General features: G+C 61.8%; 20 protein-coding genes. 9 read left to right on the plus strand and 11 right to left on the minus strand.

Annotated features, from left to right (window positions below; translation table 11 throughout):
- The first annotated feature begins 87 nt into the window (after nt 1-87).
- The 3 genes from aqpZ (at nt 88) to PQR27_RS20000 (ending at nt 2,236) form a co-directional block, all read left to right on the plus strand.
- Nucleotides 88-828, plus strand: a complete 741-nt coding sequence (aqpZ, locus tag PQR27_RS19990) for an aquaporin Z (protein ID WP_408525237.1) — start codon at nt 88-90, stop codon at nt 826-828.
- 132 nt (nt 829-960) lie between these two features.
- A complete protein-coding gene (locus PQR27_RS19995) occupies nt 961-1,656 on the plus strand; it encodes a histidine phosphatase family protein (RefSeq protein WP_408525238.1) in 696 nt (231 codons plus the stop codon).
- Nucleotides 1,657-1,939: 283 nt separating this feature from the next.
- Entirely contained in the window at nt 1,940-2,236 is a 297-nt protein-coding gene (locus PQR27_RS20000; RefSeq protein ID WP_408525239.1) for a PXPV repeat protein, read from the plus strand.
- Nucleotides 2,237-2,347: 111 nt separating this feature from the next.
- Here PQR27_RS20000 and PQR27_RS20005 read toward each other — a convergent pair whose 3' ends face one another.
- Both PQR27_RS20005 and PQR27_RS20010 read right to left on the minus strand, forming a co-directional pair.
- Nucleotides 2,348-3,169 carry a Cof-type HAD-IIB family hydrolase gene (locus PQR27_RS20005; protein WP_408525240.1) on the minus strand — a complete coding sequence of 274 codons (822 nt, stop codon included), beginning with the start codon at nt 3,167-3,169 and terminating at the stop codon, nt 2,348-2,350.
- A gap of 86 nt (nt 3,170-3,255) precedes the next feature.
- A complete protein-coding gene (locus tag PQR27_RS20010) occupies nt 3,256-4,137 on the minus strand; it encodes a glucosamine kinase nucleotide-binding domain-containing protein (protein WP_408525241.1) in 882 nt (293 codons plus the stop codon).
- A 140-nt stretch (nt 4,138-4,277) separates the two neighbouring features.
- On the opposite strand from PQR27_RS20010, the gene PQR27_RS20015 reads away from it, so the two are divergent.
- Both PQR27_RS20015 and PQR27_RS20020 read left to right on the plus strand, forming a co-directional pair.
- Nucleotides 4,278-4,874 (plus strand): DNA-3-methyladenine glycosylase I, encoded by a 597-nt coding sequence (locus PQR27_RS20015; RefSeq protein WP_408525242.1) that lies wholly within the window; start codon nt 4,278-4,280, stop codon nt 4,872-4,874.
- Nucleotides 4,875-5,022: 148 nt separating this feature from the next.
- Nucleotides 5,023-5,448 carry a hypothetical protein gene (locus PQR27_RS20020; RefSeq protein WP_408525243.1) on the plus strand — a complete coding sequence of 142 codons (426 nt, stop codon included), beginning with the start codon at nt 5,023-5,025 and terminating at the stop codon, nt 5,446-5,448.
- A gap of 132 nt (nt 5,449-5,580) precedes the next feature.
- Here PQR27_RS20020 and rpsU read toward each other — a convergent pair whose 3' ends face one another.
- Both rpsU and PQR27_RS20030 read right to left on the minus strand, forming a co-directional pair.
- Nucleotides 5,581-5,793, minus strand: a complete 213-nt coding sequence (gene rpsU, locus PQR27_RS20025; RefSeq protein WP_006050883.1) for a 30S ribosomal protein S21 — start codon at nt 5,791-5,793, stop codon at nt 5,581-5,583.
- Nucleotides 5,794-6,153: 360 nt separating this feature from the next.
- Complete coding sequence (locus PQR27_RS20030) at nt 6,154-7,095, minus strand: aldo/keto reductase (RefSeq protein ID WP_408525244.1); 942 nt, start codon at nt 7,093-7,095, stop codon at nt 6,154-6,156.
- A 268-nt stretch (nt 7,096-7,363) separates the two neighbouring features.
- Between PQR27_RS20030 and PQR27_RS20035 the strand changes: the two genes are divergently transcribed.
- The 4 genes from PQR27_RS20035 to PQR27_RS20050 all read left to right on the plus strand — a co-directional run bounded on the left by PQR27_RS20035 (nt 7,364) and on the right by PQR27_RS20050 (nt 11,767).
- Entirely contained in the window at nt 7,364-8,809 is a 1,446-nt protein-coding gene (locus PQR27_RS20035; protein WP_408525245.1) for a flagellin, read from the plus strand.
- A gap of 147 nt (nt 8,810-8,956) precedes the next feature.
- A complete protein-coding gene (gene fliD, locus PQR27_RS20040) occupies nt 8,957-10,774 on the plus strand; it encodes a flagellar filament capping protein FliD (RefSeq protein ID WP_408525246.1) in 1,818 nt (605 codons plus the stop codon).
- Between the two features lie 19 nt (nt 10,775-10,793).
- Entirely contained in the window at nt 10,794-11,093 is a 300-nt protein-coding gene (gene fliT, locus PQR27_RS20045; protein WP_408525247.1) for a flagellar protein FliT, read from the plus strand.
- A gap of 254 nt (nt 11,094-11,347) precedes the next feature.
- Nucleotides 11,348-11,767 carry a tetratricopeptide repeat protein gene (locus PQR27_RS20050; protein WP_408525248.1) on the plus strand — a complete coding sequence of 140 codons (420 nt, stop codon included), beginning with the start codon at nt 11,348-11,350 and terminating at the stop codon, nt 11,765-11,767.
- A gap of 61 nt (nt 11,768-11,828) precedes the next feature.
- Here the strand turns inward: PQR27_RS20050 and PQR27_RS20055 are convergent, their stop codons facing one another.
- From PQR27_RS20055 to PQR27_RS20085, 7 genes are all read right to left on the minus strand, one after another.
- The gene (locus PQR27_RS20055; RefSeq protein WP_408525249.1) at nt 11,829-14,195 is read right to left on the minus strand and encodes a carbohydrate-binding family V/XII; all 2,367 of its coding nucleotides are present in this window, start codon (nt 14,193-14,195) and stop codon (nt 11,829-11,831) included.
- Between the two features lie 98 nt (nt 14,196-14,293).
- Nucleotides 14,294-16,276, minus strand: coding sequence for an alkyl/aryl-sulfatase (locus PQR27_RS20060; protein ID WP_408525250.1), 1,983 nt, complete (start codon nt 16,274-16,276; stop codon nt 14,294-14,296).
- Nucleotides 16,277-16,427: 151 nt separating this feature from the next.
- On the minus strand, nt 16,428-16,670 hold the full coding sequence (locus PQR27_RS20065; RefSeq protein ID WP_408525251.1) for a hypothetical protein: 243 nt from the start codon (nt 16,668-16,670) through the stop codon (nt 16,428-16,430).
- A complete protein-coding gene (locus PQR27_RS20070) occupies nt 16,670-17,053 on the minus strand; it encodes a hypothetical protein (RefSeq protein WP_408525252.1) in 384 nt (127 codons plus the stop codon). Before PQR27_RS20070 ends, PQR27_RS20065 begins: the two co-directional genes overlap by 1 nt.
- 15 nt (nt 17,054-17,068) lie before the next feature.
- Nucleotides 17,069-18,043, minus strand: a complete 975-nt coding sequence (locus tag PQR27_RS20075) for a SphA family protein (RefSeq protein ID WP_408525253.1) — start codon at nt 18,041-18,043, stop codon at nt 17,069-17,071.
- A 94-nt stretch (nt 18,044-18,137) separates the two neighbouring features.
- Nucleotides 18,138-19,613: a DUF1254 domain-containing protein gene (locus tag PQR27_RS20080; RefSeq protein WP_408525254.1), complete on the minus strand. Its 1,476-nt coding sequence runs from the start codon at nt 19,611-19,613 to the stop codon at nt 18,138-18,140.
- 28 nt (nt 19,614-19,641) lie between these two features.
- The gene (locus tag PQR27_RS20085) at nt 19,642-21,057 is read right to left on the minus strand and encodes a DUF1254 domain-containing protein (protein WP_408525255.1); all 1,416 of its coding nucleotides are present in this window, start codon (nt 21,055-21,057) and stop codon (nt 19,642-19,644) included.
- Nucleotides 21,058-21,064 lie beyond the last annotated feature (7 nt).

Raw genomic sequence — 21,064 nt, forward strand, 5'->3', positions numbered from 1 at the left:
TTCCCTAGAATTGCGCGCTCAAAGGCATGCATCCGTACTTACCCATGCAGGCTACTCTGAGCGCCAACCTTTTTAGGATTACCAATCATGCAGTTGTCAAAGCGCCTCGCTGCCGAGCTGTTCGGCACCTTCTGGCTTGTGCTCGGGGGCTGCGGCAGCGCCGTCCTCGCCGCTAACTTCGCAGGTCCCGTTCATGGGCTCGGCATCGGCTTCGTGGGCGTTTCGCTCGCGTTCGGCCTGACCGTCCTGACAATGGCTTACGCGATCGGCCACATCTCCGGCTGCCACCTGAATCCGGCCGTGAGCGTCGGCCTGACTGTCGCCGGCCGCTTTCCGGCACGCGAATTGATGCCCTACATCGTCGCGCAGGTCATCGGCGCCGTGCTGGGCGCGCTGGTGCTGTCGCTCATCGCATCGGGCAAACCGGGCTTCGATCTCGTCGCCAGCGGTTTCGCCAGCAACGGCTACGGCGAGCGCTCGCCCGGCCATTACTCGCTTGCGGCCGCCTTTATTTGCGAAGTGGTGATGACCGGCTTCTTCCTGTTCGTCATCCTCGGCGCGACCGACAAACGCGCGCCGGCCGGGTTTGCGCCGATCGCCATCGGCCTGTGTCTCACGCTGATTCACCTGATCTCGATCCCGGTCACGAACACGTCGGTCAACCCGGCTCGTTCTACCGGCCCGGCGCTGTTCGTTGGCGGTGCAGCCATGGATCAACTGTGGATGTTCTGGGTCGCGCCGATTATCGGTGCGGTAATCGCTGGCGTCCTGTATCCGGCTATCGCCGAAAACCGCCGCGGCGCATCCAAGGAACTGGCGCTCGACTGATAAGCGCGTGCGGTAACTCCGGCAGTCAAGGCGGGCGCTACGGCGCCCGCTTTCTTTTGGGTGTGTCACGCGAACCGTCCAAGCCCCACTGCTAGAATCGTGCGACTTCCCAGGCTCGCACAGGTACCACCGATGAACCGTTTCCGCGGATTCCTGCATGGCGTTGCACTGTCGATCGGCAGCTTGTGCGTTGGCATGCTGACGCTACCTGCCGCGCATGCGGCCGACGGCAATGTTGAAACGCTCGTGTTCGTGCGCCACGGCGAGAAGCCCGCGCAGGGCTACGGCCAGCTCAATTGCCAAGGGCTCAACCGCGCGCTTGCGTTGCCGGCGGTGATCGCGGCCAAGTTCGGCAAACCGGACGCCATCTATGCGCCCGATCCAAGCCAGCAGAAGGACGACAGCGGCCATCCTTATTACTATGTCCGCCCGCTCGCCACTATCGAGCCGACCGCCATCCAGTTCCAGATGCCGGTGCAAACGCCGTATGGCTTCGCCCAGATCGACCAGCTCGGCAGTACGCTCGTCAATCCCGCCAATCGCAACAAGCTGATTGTCGTTGCGTGGGAACACAAGCTGATCGTGAAGCTACTGCGCCAGATGATGAGCGCGCACGGCGGCAATGCGGCCGAGGTTCCTAATTGGAAGAGCGACGACTTCGACAGTATTTACATCGTTCGCCTCGACTGGCAAAACGGCACGGCCCGCGCCAGTTTCAGGCATGAGCACCAGGGACTGGATGGCCGCGCCGCCGATTGTCCGTGCGCGGCGCTGCCAGGCGCTCCGGCCGCCGCAGTGTCGGGCGCTTCAGCGAGCAAGGCAGATTAATCGAGTAATACAGATGTAAGGCCCGATTACGGGAGCGAGCGGTAGATTACTGAATTGCCCTGCTGCCGTTAAGCGTCGATACGTGGAGACAGGCCGCATAGCCTTATTTGGCGGGGCTTTCGTGGTCAATGGAACTGTCAGGAGCGCGCTCGAAGGGCGCCCTACCGTGCTACTAACCTTGCGACGATGCTTGCAGTCCGTAACATCTCGTCGCAGTAGCCGGCGGCCGGAATGCGTAGATTGAACCTGTGCGACAACACACGTCGCCTCACAGGAGAACAATATGAAACGCATCGTCACTCATTTGCTGGTTGCTGCAGGACTCGCGGCGGGCGCATGCGGTGTCGCGCAAGCGCATACGGATCTGAATATCGGCCTGTCGCTCGGCGCACCGGTCTACGCCCGGCCCGCGCCCGTCTACGCGGCGCCCCAACCGGTGTACTACGGCAATGGCGGCTGGGACCATCGCTACTACCGTGGCGACTACCGGCACGACCGCGGTTGGGATCACAACGACCGCCGCTGGGGCCACGATAACCGGGGCGACCACCGCGATTACCGTGGCGGATGGCACGGCTAAGCGCAATGCGCGTGACTGACCGGCCTTGCCTGAGCAGCGTTAGGCGCTGGGTCCGCTGGATCGTCTGAAAACCCGGCCCGCGTCCGCGAAAGTGGACGCGGGCCGTTTCGTTCAGGACATGAGTTCGTCGTCGAGCGAGAAGAGCTTGCGCAGATGATGCGCGACCCCAGCCTCGAAGTTATTGCCGATGCGCGGCACGTTCGGCAGGCGCGTCATGAGATCGGGATTGGCGTTATTCATCATGAATGGATAGCCGGCTGTTTCCAGCAGATCGATATCGTTCATGTTGTCGCCGAACGCGACGCACTGCGACGCGTCGAGGCCAAGACGCGCGAGCACGATCTGCAATGCGCGGCCCTTCGACACGTTCGCCGTCATGACTTCCAGACAATCGGGCAACGAATAGGTGACGTATAGGGCGTCGCCGAATTCGCGTTCCAGGTTGGCCGCAATGTGCGCGAGATCGGCCGGCTCACCGATATAAAGGGCCTTCGCGATGTCGACGCCATCGTGCTTCGGCAGATCGGTCACCTCGTAGGTGAAACCCGAATCCTGGTGAAACTTCAGCAGGTCCGGCGCATCACGGTCGATCAGCCATGCCTGGTCGGCGAACAGATTGACGATTACGCGGCCGTGCGCGCCGGCGATTTCCGGCTGCACCAGACGCTGCACGATGGCGGGAGGCAGATCGTCCGCGTGGATCACCGTGTTGTCCGGTGCATGGATGCGCGCGCCGTTCGACGTAATCAGATACGGGTTGATGCCGAGCACATCGCGAATACCTGCGACGTCGCAGTAATGGCGGCCCGTGGCGATCACGAAATGCAGCCCTTCGAGCTCCAGTTTGCGCACGGTGGCGACCGTGAAGGGGTCCACCTGGTGATCGGCATTCAGCAAAGTACCGTCGAGATCCGTGGCGATGATTTTGTACATGGAGTAAGCAGCCGGGCAGCGTCAAAGACCGTATTTTACCGTTGAACGCCGCACCCGCAGGATCGCACGGATCCGTCCGGCCACGCTCAGCCCGCGATGCGGGCCGCCTCACGTTGCGCCAACTGCAATCCACCGTGAGCCGAATCGGCCAAAGGCTCGCGCAGGCGCGCTTGAAAGATCTGCGGCACATACTCGCGCAACGGTGTCCCAAGCCCGCCGCACAGCGCGACCGGCAGCGCGCCCGACGGGTCGAGTGCGGCGATCATCTTGCCGATTTCCACGCCGGCTTCGCCGAGCAAACGCGCCGCGAATGGGTGTGTGCGATGCGCGATGGCAATGGGCGCGAGCCTCGCATAAGCGGTCTGATTCGCTTCGCAAAGCCACACCACGAGGCTGTCGCGATCATACGCACCAACGTGGTCGAGCAGCGCCCGCGCCAGATCGTCGATGGGCACACGTCCGTCGAGCGCCTGCTGCGCGTGCACAATGGTCCGCAGGCCGAGCCAGGCACCGCTCGCTTCGTCTCCCGACGGGTAACCATAGCCGCTGGCGCTGCGGCATTCACCGCCGCCGTCGAGCACGGCAGCCACGCTGCCGGTTCCGAGTGCGACGATCACGCCATGCGCGCCTCCGTGCGCACCAAGCAAGGTGGTGTACGCGTCGCTTTCCACGGCCAGCCCGGCGACCGCTGGCGCCTGAGCGCGGAACGCGGCCAACCAGTCGCGATTGTTGACGCCAGCCAACCCGCAGCCGAGTACACAACGCGACCAGTCCAGCACCGCGCCAGCCTGGGCAAACGCGTCGCTGCAGCCAGCCTCGATTGCCTGCCACGCGCGCTCGACGCCGAGTCCCAGGCCCGATGGCCCGCTGGCCGCCTGTGCCAGCTCGTGGCCTTGCGCGTCGCCGAGGACGACGCGTGTACCGCTGCCGCCGCCATCAATGCCGATCAGAAAGAGGTCTGTATTCATCGAATCGAGTGAGTTCAGGTGGTGAAGAACGCATAGCGTGGCAGGTCAGTTTTAATTCGGCAATTGGCTGAACGGCCAGCTTGCGGCGCGCGTGGGTTCCGCTATGCTGGCGGGCGACATGACAACGCAGGAGCACGAAAGTGACACAGCGATGCAACTGGGTATCGAGCGAAGCGCTCGCACACTACCACGACGCCGAGTGGGGCGTGCCCTCGCGCGACGATCAACATCTGTTCGAGATGCTGGTGCTGGAAGGCGCGCAGGCGGGTTTGTCGTGGTCCACGATTCTCAACAAACGGGCAGGCTATCGCCGCGCATTTGCCGACTTCGAAATCGACAAGGTCGCGCGCTTTACGCCCAAACATGTCGACGCGCTCGTGCTGGACGAAAGCATTGTGCGCCATCGCGGCAAGATTGAAGCGGCCATCAGCAACGCACGCGCCGTGCAGCAGATTCAGGCCGAGCATGGCTCGCTTGCCAACTTCGTGTGGTCGTTCGTCGATCAGACGCCGATCCAGAACGACTGGGCGTCGTATAAGCAGGCACCCGCGTCAACGGACATCTCCGACGCGCTCAGCAAGGGGCTGAAACGGTACGGCTGCAAGTTTGTCGGCTCGACGATCTGCTATGCGTTCATGCAGGCGGTCGGCATGGTGAACGATCACGAGGGGAGCTGCATGTGCCGTGCACGATGCGCGGCACTCGGCAAGAAGGGACGCAACCGCAAAGCCAGCTGATGCTTCTCGGCGCGAAGTTGCGCCAAACCCGGGAATTAAAGGCTTTTCCCCGTCCTAGTCCAGGTTTCGTCAGGCGGCGCATGTCCGATACTGCTAGTCATGCGCTCAAACAACGAATAACCGCTGCGAAACGCACGGGAGACCAACCATGAAAAGCCTTAATTTCCTGACGCATCAGGAAATTTTCAACCAAGCCGTGGACCATCTGTTTGGCCAGAAACGCGCTGCCCTGCTGCCGCGCGGCGGCGGTGCCTATCGCGGGTACTGCGGCGGTTGCCCGGTCGGCAACTTCATCAAGCCGCGCGATTACATGACCGCCATGGAAGGCGTACCGGTTCGCTATATCGGCAAAACGTCCATCGAAGTGCCGTCCTATATGGACGTCGGCGTATCCGCGCTCAAGAGGGCGCTGCTGCGCGTTCGCATCAACGTGTACGACCCGGCCACTGTCGATTTGCTCAGCTGCCTGCAAAACGTGCACGACGTGTTCGGCACGTGGGAATGGCATGAGCGATTGAGCTCGATTGCCCGGCAATTCGGGCTGTCCGCAGACCGGCTGAAGAGCGCGGCGTAGCACTTCGAAAAGCCTGCCCCGCCCATGCCCACTTCGGGCAGTCCTTTGACTCAAACGGCGCACCCAAAAGCAAAACGGCGATGTGGCTTCTTTCGAAGCTCACACCGCCGTTTGGCGTACGAAAAAACGTGCTTAGTGCAGCTTTTTCGGCAGCATCTGGCTGCGCAGGCGCTTGTGCAGGCGCTTCACAGCAGCAGCCTTCTTGCGCTTACGTGCCGTGGTCGGCTTTTCATACGATTGGCGCTCACGCAGTTCAGCGATCAGGCCGTTCTTTTCGATTGCGCGACGAAAGCGGCGAATCGCCACTTCGAACGGCTCATTTTCTTTCAGAAGAATCGTCGTCATGTAATTCCTAACTCAATCACTTGATACGGGTTAATTGCGTGGCGGAATACCGCTCACGCGCCGGCCTTCCGGTCGTTCCAATTCATGGCCAGTAACAGGCAAACGCGGGTAAAAACCCGGCCAAACCACGAATGAAACGAGAGGCAATGCGGCCACGGAGGCCGGAAAAGAGAGGTGGGGAGTTCACCGCGCAACGCGGACAGACGTAATGCAAAAACCGCGTCTGCTGCCGTTTCGCCAACCTTTCATCAATGAAAAACATTGACGAAACAGGCAAAGATCTCAATTCACTCCCGATGATATCAGGAAACTCTCCATCCTACCAGGGGTTTAGCGGCTGCGCCAGGCCACTTGCATTAATCAGGCACTCGCCTCATCCAGTTCGCGGATATCGGCGCCCGTTAGCATCAGGTGAACAGCCGCCGCAAGGCTTTTGAGCTGGTCGACCGAGGTCGCGCTGGCAATGGGGGCCGTAACACTCGGCCGCGCGATCAGCCAGGCCAGCGCGACGGTGGCCGGCGTACTGCCGTGCCGCTCGGCGACCCGGTCGAGCGCGGCCAGAATCCGCAAACCGCGTTCGTCCAGATATTTTTCGGCCCTGCTGCCGCGCGCCTTGCCCGCCAGATCGGCCTGCGTGCGGTACTTGCCGGACAGGAACCCGCTGGCAAGACTGTAATACACGACCACGCCCAGCTGGTTGGCGAGCGCGACCGGCTCGATATCGCGTTCATAAGCGGCGCGATCGTACAGGTTGTATTCCGGTTGTAGCAACTGATATTCGGGCAGGCCGTGCTCGCGGGACACCGCAAGCGCCTCCTCGACTCGCGCACCGCTGTAGTTCGACGCACCGATCACCCGCACCTTGCCCGCTTCAATCAGCTTTTGATACGCGCCGAGCGTTTCGGCCAACGGGGTGTCGGTGTCGTCGTCGTGGGAAAAATAGACGTCGATGTAATCAGTTTGCAGACGCCGTAGCGAATCTTCGACAGCCACCTGAATGTTGGCCGCCGACAAACCCTTGCGTTGCGGATGCTTGGAGACCTTGGTGGCGAGCACGATCTTGTCGCGCTTGCCGCTCTGCCTGAACCACTTGCCGATCAGGGTCTCCGACTCGCCGCCGTGGTTGCCCGGCACCCACGCAGAATACACATCGGCGGTATCGATAAAGTCGAGACCGGCGTCCACGAACGCATCCAGAATTGAAAAAGAAGTGGCTTGATCGGCCGTCCAGCCAAATACATTACCGCCGAACATGAGCGGTACGACCTGTAATTCGGAACGTCCAATCCGGCGCTTTTGCATGATTTCTCCAAGGTTTGTCACGGGCAGAAAAAGAGAATACGCCGTCTTTTCAATACCTGCAGCGCATTGGCCAAACGAGGCTGCAAGCGGTTCGCAGACGCGCATCGCCCCAGCCGGCCTGGGAAACAATTGGGTCCCTATTGCACAAAGTTCCTCAAGTTTTTTTTAGTCGCGCCGTCAACCTTCACTGAGGCGGCCAGCAATGAACGAGTGCTTCCGCCGATGCCAACTTGGCGTACTGGGCTCAAGGCTTATTTAGGAGATTTTCATGCTCGGAATCAATAGCAACATCAACTCGCTGGTTGCACAGCAAAACCTCAATGGCTCGCAAAGCGCCCTCTCGCAAGCCATCACGCGCCTGTCGTCGGGCAAGCGCATCAACAGCGCGGCTGACGATGCAGCAGGTCTGGCCATCTCGACCGGCATGCAAACGCAGATCAATGGTTTGAATCAGGGTGTATCGAACGCGAATGACGGCGTGTCGATGATCCAGACGGCATCGAGCGGTCTCGCGCAGATCACGTCGAGCCTGCAACGTATTCGCCAACTCGCGGTGCAAGCGTCGAGCGGCGGCCTGACGGCTGACAACCAGGCTTCGCTGCAACAGGAAGTGGCACAGCAGATTGCCGAAGTGAACCGTATCGCTTCGCAAACGACGTACAACGGCAAGAACGTGCTGGACGGTTCGGCTGGTAGCTTGAGCTTCCAGGTGGGTGCGAACGTTGGCCAGACTATTTCGTTGAACCTGACGCAGAGCCTGTCGGCCTCGTCACTTGGCGGTGGCAAGGTACAAGCTGGCGCAACGCTCGGTACGATTGCTGTTTCTCTTGATTCGGCTGGCGCTGCGTGGGTCAACGGCACTAGCACGGGTCAGGAAACGACGGCCATTAACGTGCTGTCCGACGGCAAAGGCGGATTCACGTTCACCGACCAGAACAATCAAACGCTTTCGAACACGATCGCAACGGCCGCTCTCGACCAGACCACTACCCCGGGTACGCTTGTTGCGAAAACGGGTGGTCCGCTCGATATCGCGGCACAAGTTACGGCGATCAACGCTAATAACTCAAACGCACCGGCCACGGCCGGCACAGTACTTGGCACGATCGGTGGCATCAGCATTGGCTCCACTGGGGCGAATGCCGGTCTCGACGTAGCCGCAGGGACCGCAGGTGCGATCACGTCGCTCACGGCAAAATCGGACGGCAGCGGTAACATTGTCATGTTCGATCAGAACGGCAATCAGATCTCGAGCGCCGTATCTGCAGCGCTCTTCGGCGCAGCCGCCGGCGACGATGGCTCCGGCGGCACCCTTGCCGCCGGCGCTGGCGGGCAAATTACCCTCGCCGCAGCGCCGATCACCAGTAACTTCGGCACGATCAACGCGAACAACGCGCCCCCGACGGTTTCGAATGTCGATATCAGCACAACCTCGGGCGCGAACGCGGCGATGGAAGCCATCGACAATGCGCTAACCACGGTCAACAGCATCCAGGCAACGCTGGGCGCCGCACAGAACCGCTTCACGGCAATCGCTACGACGCAGCAAGCTGAGTCGACCGACCTGTCGCAAGCTCAGTCGCAAATCACCGACGCGAACTTCGCACAAGAAACGGCGAACCTGAGCAAGGCGCAAGTGCTGCAACAAGCTGGTATCTCGGTGCTGGCACAAGCTAACTCGCTGCCGCAGCAAGTTCTGAAGCTCCTGCAATAAGGGCTCGCGTAGTAAAAGGCATACGCGCCGTACGCATCGTGCGGCGCGTATGCGATAGTTCGAGGTTCACGGGAGGCATGGCCTCCCGCGCTGCATTCTGAATAAACATTCACGTTTTATTGACTCACCGACGCACGGAGCCGCTCCATGTCATCCGTTTCGACAACATCAGCCGCCGCCGCAGCAGCCGCGGCCAATTCCGCCGCGCTTCAGCAAGCCGCACAGTCGATCATCAGCGGTTCCACGGGCAATTCGTCGCTGGATGTCTCGTCGCTGGTCTCAGCGCTTGTCAGCTCGAAGACGGCTGGCCAACTGTCGACATTGACGGCCCAGACCAACGCGGACAACCTCAAGATCTCCGCCATCGGCACTCTCAAGGCGGCGCTGTCGGCCTTGCAAACCAGCCTGACCAACCTCTCGAACGGCACGACGCTAGCGTCTTACACGGCGACCGCGAGCGGCTCGGGCCTGAGCGCGACTGCTGGCGTCGGCGCTGTCGCAGGCAGCTATGCCATTTCGGTCCAGCAAATCGCGCAGGCGCAGACTATTTCCTCGGGCGCTTTCAACGCGACCACGCAGATTGGTACCGGAACGTTGAACGTCTCGCTCGGCGGCCAGTCGATGGCCGTCAACATCGACTCGACGAACAACACGTTGAGCGGTATTGCCGCAGCGATCAATTCCGCCACCAACAATCCGGGCGTCTCGGCCACCATCGTCACCGGCACGGATGGCGCGCACCTAGTGTTGCGTTCGACGTCCACAGGCGCGGCGAACACCATCAGCGTCTCCTCGACCAGCGCGGGTCTCTCGAGCCTCGGCGTGACCTCGTCGCCGGCGGTCGCATCGGGCACGTTCAATTCGTCGCAGGAGCTCGGTAGCGGTGCCGTGACGCTGTCGCTCGGCGCCACCTCGATGACCGTCAACGTCACTTCGCCGCATGACACGTTGGGCGACATCGCCGCCGCGATTAATGGCGATTCGACCAACCCGGGCATCACGGCAAAGGTTGTCACCACGTCGAGCGGCTCGCAACTCGTATTGAGCCCGACCAATGGCAGCACGAGCGCCATCACCGTCAGCGTAGGCTCCGTGACGGGCGATAGCGGACTCTCGAGCCTTGCCAACTTGACCGCAAGTTCGTCGGTCACCTCGGCCAGTGGCGGCAGTTGGACCCAGACGCAGTCCGCGCAGGACGCGCTTTTTACCGTCGACGGCACCTCGGTCAGCAGTTCGAGCAATTCTTCGAAGACGGCGATCGCCGGCGTCACGCTGAACCTGACCGCCGCCGCGCTCGGCACCACATCGTCGTCCGGTGTCACGACGGGCAACTCGCAGACGCTGACCATTGCGTCCGACACAACCTCGCAAACCACGGCGATCACTAACTTCGTCAGCCTGTACAACACGCTAGTCACGACAATGGGCACGCTCACGTCGTTCGACGGTACGCAGGCTCAAGGCCAGCAGGCTGGCCCGCTGCTTGGCGACTCGATGGCCAACACGATCCAGAATTCGCTCGCGAGTATTGTCAGCGGCGGCGTGAATAGCGGCAACACGTCGCTCTCGCTCAGCTCGATCGGCATCACGTTGAACGCGGACGGCACGTTGACGGCAGACAATACCGCCGTGACCGCCGCACTGACCAACTCGCCCTCGACAGTTGCAGCCCTGTTCAACTCGACGACCGGTATTGCCGCCAAGCTGAACACCAGCGTCACGAATTTCACCGAGCCGGGCGGTATCATGGATACCGAAACAACCTCGATCAACGCCGATCTGAAGAGCATTGCGGCTCAACAGACCACGCTGAGCGACTACACCACCCAGCTCACCAACCAGTATCAGGCACAGTTCACCGCCCTCAACACCTTGATGGCGACGATGAACAACAACTCGCAGTATCTGACTCAGCTGTTCGGCGGCTCGAATAGTGCCGGCGCGTTGGCAAACGGCAAGAGCTAAGCCCAGGAGGTAATCCGATATGACATCGCGTGCACAGGCCGAAGGCCTCCTTGCATTGACAACGGCGATCGGTCACGCTGCGCAGCAGGCCGACTGGCCAGAGGCCGCACGGCTGACCGAGCAGCGCGCCCCGTTGCTCATATCGCTTACGAGCGACATCGACGACGAGACGCTGAAAATCGTGCGCAATATTCAGGCGATCGACGCTGCCGTGTTCGCGATGGCTGCGAACAACAAGGAAAAGCTGGAGGCCAGTTATAACGAGGCGATGCGCTCCGCAAGCGCCATGAAGGAATATCACCGCGTCGCGATGCTCTAAGCGCGGCACGGCGACGCAAAGAATAACTATAACAACACCCGTTTCTGGTGTACTCGTTCATCTCACGCCCGCCCCGCGCGGGCGTTTTTATTGCTGACGGCCTCTGGCGCATTTTCCCGCCGCCGCCCCCGCCGCTCGCTCGCCGACAAGCAGCGATTCATTGAACAGGAAGCGTTTTCCGGTTCTGTTTCTGCGTTCATATAGCCCGGAAGAATCCGATACTTTCCCCACCATCCACATTCCCTCCTGACATCATGACGCTTGCGACGCCCCCTTTGGATAACTCGACGCTCACGCCCGAGGCACAGTTCGAGCAAGACGTTCAGACTGTCTTGACGAGCGCGATTGCCGAGCATCAACAAGCCAATCTCGAAGACGCCGAGCGCCTCTATCACATCGTCCTCGAGGTGAGCCCGAACCATGCGGACGCCAACTTCAACATGGGCGCACTGTTACTCGAGCGAGGAAAGTCGGCCGTTGCCGTTGCGCACTTTGAGCGCGCCGTGGCGGCGAACCCCGACGAGCCGCGTTATTGGGCAAGCTATATCAATGCGCTGATCCAAACCGGTGAAACGGGTGCCGCACACATGATGCTGAAAGCCACGCTACAACGTGGGCTAACCGCAGCGCCCCTCGATGCCGTCGCGGCGCATCTCGCCACACTGACTGTATAACGGGCACGGGCACAAGCGGTCACACAGCTCGGCGTTCCGGACAGGGCACGCTGGGCGTGCCTCACCTTCTAAACCGCCCCCCGCCTCCCCCGAACCGCCGCGGTTGAAACTGCTGAAACTGCCCACTCGCCCGCGCATTCCCCAGATCGTGCCCCTGCCTCAGCGAGTCGAGCCTCTGAGTCTGATTCGCATCCGCCTGCACCGGTTGCCAGCCGTCAGCACCATGCTGCTCCCAGCCGCCGCCCTGATCGTGCCGGTACACATTCCCGTCGCTGCCCGCATACACGTTGCCGTTATTCCACGCGACCGCCCGGCCGGTGTCCTTATTGCCCACGATGCCTTTCGTGCCGGCCTCATGCTCGCCTGAATACGCGTTACCGCTCACACCCGCTTCAGCCGCGCCGTAGCGGCCCGTCTGCGCGTTATAGCCCGCGCGCTGTCTGCCCGCCGCGTAATCGCCGGTGGCCTCGTTGCCCACCACGCCGCCACGCGCGGCGCCGCTGCGTCCCGTCGACGGATTGCTGAACGAGCCCTGTCGTCCGGCTGCGAAGTTGCCGTTGTACGCGTTCTCGACGGCGCCACGGCTCGCCTGGAAGTGGCCGCCGGTGTACGGATTGAAACCCGATGCGGCCGTGCCTGCCCAGCTATTTCCGGTCCAGCCGTTCCAGCCGCTCGCGTGGGTCACGGTGCCCTGCCCCCAGCGTCCGTAGATATTCGCCTGATTGACGTTCGCGTATTGCCAGCTCCACGGGCCGCCGCCCCAATACGGTCCCCAGTAAGGCGAAGGCGCGCCCCACGTGGCGCCGATCGCGAAGCCGAAGGCAAAGCCGACCGTGGTGCCGAGCGCGAAGCCGGCGCCGTAGCCGTAGGTCGCCGGATAACCGTAGTACACGTCGCCGACGTACGGTGCGTACACGTAACCGGTACCGTACACCACGGTGCCGTCCGCGTTGACCACGACACCCATATAGCCCGGCGTATAGCCGACCACCACCGTGTCCGGCGTCGCTGAATAGATGTGGACGTACGTCACGTAATGCACGGGGGAGGCCGCCGGAATCGTATAGATCGCGGCGGGTACGGTCGCGGCAACCTGCCACGGACCGCTTGCGGCGCTGGCCGCAAACCAGATCCCGTTGGCCACCGCAAAGTACTGCGACGGTCCGGTCTGGATCACCGGCGTCGCCGTATTCACCGCATACGAGAGCGACGTACCGGCGATGCCGACAAATTTCGGGGCGCCGTCATAGGCGACCTTCAACGTGGTGGTCTTACGCGACACGCTTGCCGTCTGCGGAATGGTCGCGGCGATTGCCGCTTCTTTTGCCTGCGGCGTGCCGGGCACGGAGACCAGCGCATTCGCATGCGGGTCGTCGGTGGCAATTTTCGCGAAATCGGCCGGCAGGCTCTTACCGTCGACAAAACTCCACGGCCCGCTCAAACCGGCCGCGCTGAACCAGCGGCCGGACAGCAGCAGGTAGTAGTGGTTGTCGCGCGGTTCGATAAACAGCGCGTGATCGGCGTTGGTTACGGCGAGCAGATCCACACCCTTCACCGGCTGCAATGACGGCTTGCCGTTCGTCACGACCAGTTCGGCCGGCTGGGCGGCGACCACCACGTCTGGCGCCCGCGTGGGCTTCTTGCCGTCGGAGGGCAGCATCGGGTCTGACTTGAGATTCGCCTGGGCGTTTTTGGCCACCGTGACCAGTTCGTGCGGCGCCGCCGTATTCAGATGCCACGGGCCATCGAGCGCCGGCGCTTCGTACCAGTAGCCCGCGACGTTCAGATACAACGTGCCGCGCGCATCCTTGAGCAGCATTGCACGCGTGTTGATCAGGCGCTGGTAGTGCGTGTCGCCGAGCGCGCGCCAGTTGGCGTCGCCGTCGATCAGAACGAGCAGCGTTGGGCGCTCGGCGAAAATGATGTTGGGAACATTGTTCCGCACCGCGAGGCCAGGTTCGCCGCCCTGATGCGTACTGGCATAGCTGGCCTGAAGCTGTTCGAGCGACGTGGTCAGGCCGTCTTTCGGAATGCGCGCCTGCAAGGCCGTTTTCACGCCTGCGGCGGCAGCGGGCGTCGCCGGCATGTCGACCTGATCGAAAACGATGTCGAGCAGTTGTACCGTCGAACTGGGTTTGTCGATTTCGGCGCGCGCCGTGAAATGCGCGACACCGTAGTTCGGCGAGGCATTCGACGCACCGACCGCGAAAGCCGCGCGACCTTCGATCCGGTTGCCTTGCCATACTTCCACTTGCGGCTGATAGAGCTCGATACGCTGCTGCGCGCTGTCGAAGTCGCGTGGCCAGACGGTCGGCAACGGCTGCACCGCGGCGGCGGCGAGCGCCTGCGCGGGCGTAGCGAGCGTCACCGCAAGCGACGTGCAAACGCCAGCAAGCAGCAACAAGGAACGCTTCAGCGAAGTTTTCATGGCGTACGACCTCTTCAGCTTGGACACCCGTCCATTACGAACATCAGCGCGAGCGGCCAAACGCAAGCCGGCCACCCGCGCGCCCTGTCTACAGACTGTTACGGCGTCACGATGTTGAACATCGGATTAAAGCTGTCCAGCATGCCGAACAGTTCCGTCACCTTCTTCGCATCGCCGGTCACGCTAGCCCTGCCGGACTGCGGTTCCTTGTCGAGTGTCTGGCCGCCCATCAGCAGCGCGGCGAATTCATCCTTGCTCATATTCAGCGTAGCATCCGCGTTCGGCAGCGTCGCGTTCGGCGTATAGATCAGCACCGAATTGCGCAGCTCGATCGCGTACTTCTCGCCATTGCCGAGATCCCAGTTGATCGTTGTATGCTTGCCATCCGCTTTCGGGCCATTCAGGCGAATCCCCATATAGTCGAGCAGCAGCGACGGACTCATCGCGGCAACCGCGTCCGGCGTCACCGTATTCACGCCCGGCACCTTCGGCACGCCATTGCGCAATTCGTAGGCGCCCATCAGATACTCGTTGCGCCACGTCGGGTTCTCGGTCTGATACCCGAGCTGTTCCAGTGCATCCGCTTCGAGATTGCGCGCCGCCTTGTTCTGCGGATCGGCGAATACGACCTTGTTCATCGCCGTGGCGACCCAGCGATAGTTACCCTTGTCGAAGTCCTGTTTCGCCTTGGCCATCACCGCGTCCGCGCCGCCCATGTAGCGCACGAATTCCTTCGACTCCTCTTCCGGCGGCAGCGGATGCAGGTTCGCCGGATTCGAGTCGTACCAGCCGAGATAACGCTGATACACCGCTTTCGAATCGTGATTCACCGACCCGTAGTAGCCGCGGTTGTACCATTTCTTGCCGGTCGTATCCGGCACCTGGATCTGCTCGCCGATCTCCGTCATCGTGTAGCCCTCGTTCGCGAGACGCAGCGACTGATCGTGGATGTACTTGAACATGTCGCGCGTGCCGGCAATGTAGCTGACCGCCCGCTCCTGCCCCCACGTCGGCCATTGGTGCTGCGAGATCACCACGTCGGTCTTGTCGCCGTAACGCACGATGGCCTCGTTCAACACCTTCCACCAGTTCGCCGCGTCGCGTACCTGCGCGCCGCGCAGTGTGTACAGGTTGTGCAGCGTGTGGGTCGTATCTTCGGCGGTATCGAGCAGCTTGAACTGCGGCATATAAATCAGCATTTCCGACGGCGCTTCCGTGCCCGGCGCCATCTGGAACTCGAACTGCACGCCGCCGATGGTGCGTGTCTCGCCTGTCTTGCTGATGGTGTCGGTCGGCGCAATCAGGCCGAGCGAGCCGAACGAGGTGGTCTTGCCGAGACCCGCATCGACCTGGCCGCGCGGGCTCGCCGGCAAAAACGCGCCGTACTGATAGAGCGTGCGGCGGCCCATCGCATTGCCGGCGAGCACGTTTTCGCTGACGGCTTCGGCAAGGAAACCTTCCGGCGCGATGATCTTCACCTTGCCGCTCTTCACGTCTGCTTCGTCGACCACGCCCTTCACACCGCCGTAGTGGTCCGCATGGCTGTGGGTGTAGATCACCGCCAGCACAGGCTTCTTCGGACGATGCTGGTAGTACAGATCGAGCGCGGCGCGCGCAGCTTCTTCCGTCACGAGTACGTCGATGATGATGATGCCGTCATCGCCCTCAACAATCGTCATGTTCGCGAGATCGAGGCCACGTACCTGATAAACGTGATCGGTGACCTTGAACAGGCCGTTGAACATATTGAGCTGAGCGTTGCGCCACAAGCTCGGATTCACCGTGTCGGGCGCCTGACCCTGCAGGAATTTGTACTTGTTCAGATCCCAGCTGATGCCGCCACCATCGGTCTTGATAACGCCGTTCGGAATCGTCGCGATAAAGCCCCGCTGCGCGTCGTCGAAGTCCTGTTTATCGCTGAACGGCAGTTGCTGATATACCTCAGCGTTCTGCTGCTTTGTGATGGCGGTCGCGTCCTTATTGGGTGCGGCGGTTTGCGAGAAGGCAGCGTGTGCAATGCAAAGCGTAGCAACAGCGATCGTGACAGCGGTGAGCCGCTGATAGCGTTTTTGTTTTTCCATCTTCATTTCCTCGAATCAAAAAACCTCGGCCCACTCGGCCGAACTAGACACATCAAGTCGCGGCTTGCTCTCGACCTGGCGTACGGATGAACGCCGGGGGGATACGCCGTCTCCTTTGTGAATCCTGCATCGATCACACCGATCGATTGGGTCAGCGCCAGGCGCTGCCCACCTGCACATAAAACGCGTTTTGCCCTGGTCCGTGGGCGACGTCGATGCCCATCGTCACGCCGAGCTTGCGAGCAATCAGGTAACGAAAGCCGGTCCCGAAACCGAAGGCGGTCGGCGCATCCGAAAACGAATGCAGATGGCCATAGGCTTTGCCGACGCCGCCAAAGCCGAGCACCGGCCAGCGTGGCGTCACGTGGTCGTCGTCCCATGTGTGGAAGTGCATCAGCGCCCCACGCCCCAGCTATGCGTGCCGGTCGCAAAGCCGCCGAGGCCGGGGATGTTCGGTGGCGCTTTCGGATCGTCGGGCGCGTCGGCACTCTTCTTCGGCAACGTGAAGTAAAGCAGGCCGAGACCCAGGCCGTAGCCGACCGCCGGTTCGGTGATCAGTGTGGGCACGGGCAACACGCCAAGATGGGTGAGCAGCAGATTGCTCAGGTCGAATGCGCCGTCCTCGGGATCGGTGAATTTCGACTCGGCATGGCTCTGGATCAGGATGAATAGCAAGGCCACTGTCGTCGACAGGGCACGCCGCCCGTGGTTGCGCGGCACGTCGGTGTTCAAGGGCACTGCGATGGCGAACGGCACATGCAAGGAAGAACGGATCACCAGATACGTGCTCCGTTACTGGAATGTGGCACTTATCGACAGCTCCACCGCATTGCCCTTTGGCCGGTTGCTGACGTTGAATTCGTTGACCCAGCGCAGCGATGCCGACACCGGCGTCTTCTGAACCTTGCCCGACCACGTGACCATCGGCCCGATACCTACCGAGTGTCCCTGATTGCCGCCGGTGACGTCGGCGAGGCCGCCGCTGTCATGACCGAGCTGCTGGATATACCCGCCCACCACGCCCACTCCCCAGCCCGCGCCGAAACGTTTGAGCGCGAGCAGGTCGAGCACGCTGACCGGTGCGTTGTGATAGTGGGTGTCGTTGTTGGGCGTGTAGAAGCCGACGCCGTAGTTCACCGACAGCTCGATCTCTTCTTTCGGGAACAGCTTCGTATAAGCAATGGTCGGCGTGAAGGTCCACGTGTTCTGGCCTGCATTGGCGAGGCGGCTCGAGGAGTACGAGCCGGTCGGCGCGTAGATCTGCACACTCAGCGCAATGTGATCGGTCTTGGTCAGGTGATACCCGGCCACGATCGGGGTAAAGAAAAGGTCGGCGAACTGGGTGTTGTGGTCGTTCGGCAAGCGGCCGTGAAACGACGAGATGTCGGTGTACTGGAACGGCACCCCAAAAGTAGACGCAAAGTTCCACCCGCCCGCGGTGATGCCCCATGTCTTGACCGCGTTGACGATGGTGTACACGGCCGTTACGTCAACGCCCGCCGTGAGCTGCCCGGCGATTGGAATCGTTTTGCTCGCACCGAGCGAGCCCTCGTAGTAGATCGTGGTGGCGGAGACGATCCAGTCGCTGGTGGGCGGCACGACGCCGGCATATGGCGTGACCTGCATGCCGGTGATCGGCCTGCCGATGCCGCCTTCGGTGGCCCACGCCTGCGGGGAAAGGCTGAAACCCGCGGCGCTCAGAAGCGCACCCGTGCACAACCTGTTGGCGAGTGGCCGGCTTGCGAACCAACGGATAGGGTGGCTCATCATCATCCTCGGAAAGAGTGTGCTGCGCACTCGGCGAAACACGGGCTAAACGAATGGCGGCGGCAACCCGCACGCGTACAACACGGCGCGACTCTCACGGTTCACGCTTGACCGGCGGCGGCGTCCAGCTGCCGTTCAGTGCGGGTTGTTGTGGCCAGTAGGCACGCACGTATAGCGAGAAGGCTTCGTTGGCCGGCGCCGGCAGCCAGTTCGCTGCCTTGTCGTCGCCAGGGCTCGTGTTCTGCACGTAGATCGTCAGCGAGCCGTCGGCGTTGAACTTGAGTGCCTTGTTTTTTGTGCCGAGCGAATACCGGTTCTGCGCGTTCGGAGAAAAGAAGTGGTGTGAGTTGTACAGAGTCAACGACCAGAATCCTTTGACCGGCGGCAAATTGTCTTTCGCGAACGTCACTGTGTAGCGCGCATTGCCGTCGAGCCGCTGTCCGGAGGCGTCGGCGTCGGCATAGAAATACTTCGTCTCGTTAGGCTTGTTGACGAAAATATTCGACTTCGCCACCGCCGTGCGGGTGTAGTAATCCGTGCCGAACGCGGCGCCGTTACTGATGGTGTTCCAGTGAGCCGGCAGGCGCTTGCCGAAGGTGTTGAAGTCGAACAGCGGCGTGACCAGATTCACCTCGGCCTTGGTCGCTTCGTCGACGATAGCGGTCTTCAGCGCCGGATCTTTCTGCGCCGCCGCGATCACGGCGCGTGCCTGGGCGTAGAGCGCTTCTTCGCCGCGTTGCGGCGGCGCCTGGTCGAGCACGGTGGGCAGCATGTCCCAGAACCGGTTCGGATCGACCCACTTGATCTCTTCCGCGTTGTCGCCCGCGGTACCGAAACTCGGCAGCTTCGACCAGTCGGTTTCCTTGACCTTGCCGTCATACTCTGCGAGCGGATACAGGCCGATTTTCGTAATCACCGACTGCACGGCCGCGCGATCTTCTGGCGTGTCATCCATAAAAACACGGGGGATGAAACTGCCCACGCCCGTCGACGAACGGAATACTTGGCGGATGCCCTTCGGCACCTGGCCGTGCCAGTCGGGACCGGCCAGCAGATAGAAACCCGGCCGCGTGCCATACATCTTGCCGAGGCTCGCGAAGCCGTCGGTACGTAAATCGACGGCCTGATAAACCCAGAAGCGCTTGCCGAAATCAGGCACCTGCACGACCACCGGCGACTGATTCAGATCGAGGATCGAGGATCCATAGACCACATCCTGATTCGGGCATGCGACAAAGCGCTCCTGCGGCTGGACATAGTCACGCAGCATCGACAGATGATTGGGTGGCGCGACCGGTACGATGCCGCCGTTCAGACCCGGCTGCGGCACCTGCTTCATCGCCAGCAGGCGTCCGTAGACGTTCACCAGCGGCCACGCCCAGAAATAGGTCTGGCGCGCCACGAGCCGCGCGTATTCCTCGGAGATCGCGTAGCCTGGCACCGGACCCGGCACGGGCGGCATGGTGACCGTCGCATGCGCAGGCTGGTCCTGCTGCGTTCTGGCAAGGATGGGAGCGGCCACAGACGCCAGCACAGCGGCCGTGACCCATGTCGCGGTTTTTTTGTTCATGTCGTTGTCCGGTTCGTCCATGCGCGGCTTAGCGCTTTTGTGGCTCGGGAAACTTCCAGGTGCCATTGAGCACCGTCTGGTCGGGGCCATAAATGCGGGTGATCAGGTCGTATGCGCCAGCGGGCGCCGGCAGCCAGTTCGACACCTTGTCCGCGCCGGGCGACTCATGTTGCACATAAATGTCGAGCGAACCGTCCGCGCCGTATTTCAACCCCTTGGTGCGGTCGCCGATCGAATAGCGGTTCAGCGGATTGGCAACCAGATGGCGCGCGGGCAGGTCGTACAAGGTCATCGACCAGAAGAACTGGGCGGGCGGCAGATCTTTCTTGTCGAAATGCAGGACGTACGGTTGCGTGCCCATCAATGGCTCGTGCTGGGCGTTCACATGCGTGCCGACATACACCGCTTCCTCCTTGGTGTTGCCGTAGATGCCCATCGCCGCGGCGACCGCGCGCGTCGTGTAGTCGCCCTTCAGATCTTCGCGCGTACCGAAGAGGCTGAACGAGCTCGTGGTGTGTTTCACCGCGTCGCCAAGCGCGGTTTTACCGTCGGCGACACCCGCTTCAAGCGCCGCACGCGTTTCCGGCGACAAGGCGGCCGGATCGAACGGCGCGCCCGGGGCAATGCCGATCCTGGCGAAACGTTCCATCAGCTCTTTTTCCGAAGGAGCGGGCGGCTGCGTGAACTGCAGCAGGAAGTTCAGATACGCGATGAAGTCGACGGAAGTGGCCTTCGCTTCATCCCACTTCGGGAATGTCACCTTCGCGGCGGGCGGCGGCGCTGCGGTGTGCTCGAACGCGGACAAAGGCGTGAGCTTGTATTGCTTCTGGATCGCCTGAACGTTCTTGACGTCGCTCGCGCCGTTCAGCGCGGTGCGGCCGAGCGTCAGGATCAGGTCGGTCTCCGAGCGGAACACCTTGTCGATACCCTTCGGCGTCTCGCCGTGCCAGTTCGGGCCGGCGAACAGATAGTGCCCCGCGCCGCTGCCAGTCGCGCGGGAACCGACGTACGCGAAGTTGTACGTAAACAGGTCGATCCACTGGAACACGTAATAACGGTCCTTCGGCACCTCCGGCACGCTCAGCACCCACGGTTCGCGCCGCAGATCGAGCCACGCCCACGAATACGGCGTGTCGTTATTCGGCGTGACGATTTCCTTGTTCTCCGGACCGTACGGGTGTGAGTAGTTGCGGAACTTGCCGAAGCCACCGACGTACGCCTTCGACGTGGAGTCCACGGCCTGCTGATACAGCGTCTTGTAGTTGAACAGCATCGGATACGCGTACAGGAACGCATCTTTAGCGATCGCGCGTGCTTCGTCCGGCGATGCGGTGACGGTTGCCGTGGCAGCGCTGGCCTGGGCGGCGGCCTGTGCGTGGGGCAGTACCGTCAGCGACAGCGCCGTCACCATTGCGCCGATATGCAGGCATTTGAAAAACGTCATGGATAAC

Origin of the sequence: Paraburkholderia fungorum, from assembly GCF_046027215.1 — a bacterium.
Taxonomy (GTDB): domain Bacteria; phylum Pseudomonadota; class Gammaproteobacteria; order Burkholderiales; family Burkholderiaceae; genus Paraburkholderia; species Paraburkholderia fungorum_D.

Coding starts and splice junctions, on each gene's coding strand:
- aqpZ (WP_408525237.1), top strand. CDS start 88: ATGCAGTTGTCAAAGCGCCTCGCTGCCGAGCTGTTCGGCACCTTCTGG.
- PQR27_RS19995 (WP_408525238.1), top strand. CDS start 961: ATGAACCGTTTCCGCGGATTCCTGCATGGCGTTGCACTGTCGATCGGC.
- PQR27_RS20000 (WP_408525239.1), top strand. CDS start 1,940: ATGAAACGCATCGTCACTCATTTGCTGGTTGCTGCAGGACTCGCGGCG.
- PQR27_RS20005 (WP_408525240.1), bottom strand. CDS start 3,169: ATGTACAAAATCATCGCCACGGATCTCGACGGTACTTTGCTGAATGCC.
- PQR27_RS20010 (WP_408525241.1), bottom strand. CDS start 4,137: ATGAATACAGACCTCTTTCTGATCGGCATTGATGGCGGCGGCAGCGGT.
- PQR27_RS20020 (WP_408525243.1), top strand. CDS start 5,023: ATGAAAAGCCTTAATTTCCTGACGCATCAGGAAATTTTCAACCAAGCC.
- rpsU (WP_006050883.1), bottom strand. CDS start 5,793: ATGACGACGATTCTTCTGAAAGAAAATGAGCCGTTCGAAGTGGCGATT.
- PQR27_RS20030 (WP_408525244.1), bottom strand. CDS start 7,095: ATGCAAAAGCGCCGGATTGGACGTTCCGAATTACAGGTCGTACCGCTC.
- PQR27_RS20035 (WP_408525245.1), top strand. CDS start 7,364: ATGCTCGGAATCAATAGCAACATCAACTCGCTGGTTGCACAGCAAAAC.
- fliD (WP_408525246.1), top strand. CDS start 8,957: ATGTCATCCGTTTCGACAACATCAGCCGCCGCCGCAGCAGCCGCGGCC.
- fliT (WP_408525247.1), top strand. CDS start 10,794: ATGACATCGCGTGCACAGGCCGAAGGCCTCCTTGCATTGACAACGGCG.
- PQR27_RS20050 (WP_408525248.1), top strand. CDS start 11,348: ATGACGCTTGCGACGCCCCCTTTGGATAACTCGACGCTCACGCCCGAG.
- PQR27_RS20055 (WP_408525249.1), bottom strand. CDS start 14,195: ATGAAAACTTCGCTGAAGCGTTCCTTGTTGCTGCTTGCTGGCGTTTGC.
- PQR27_RS20060 (WP_408525250.1), bottom strand. CDS start 16,276: ATGGAAAAACAAAAACGCTATCAGCGGCTCACCGCTGTCACGATCGCT.
- PQR27_RS20065 (WP_408525251.1), bottom strand. CDS start 16,670: ATGCACTTCCACACATGGGACGACGACCACGTGACGCCACGCTGGCCG.
- PQR27_RS20075 (WP_408525253.1), bottom strand. CDS start 18,043: ATGAGCCACCCTATCCGTTGGTTCGCAAGCCGGCCACTCGCCAACAGG.
- PQR27_RS20080 (WP_408525254.1), bottom strand. CDS start 19,613: ATGAACAAAAAAACCGCGACATGGGTCACGGCCGCTGTGCTGGCGTCT.
- PQR27_RS20085 (WP_408525255.1), bottom strand. CDS start 21,057: ATGACGTTTTTCAAATGCCTGCATATCGGCGCAATGGTGACGGCGCTG.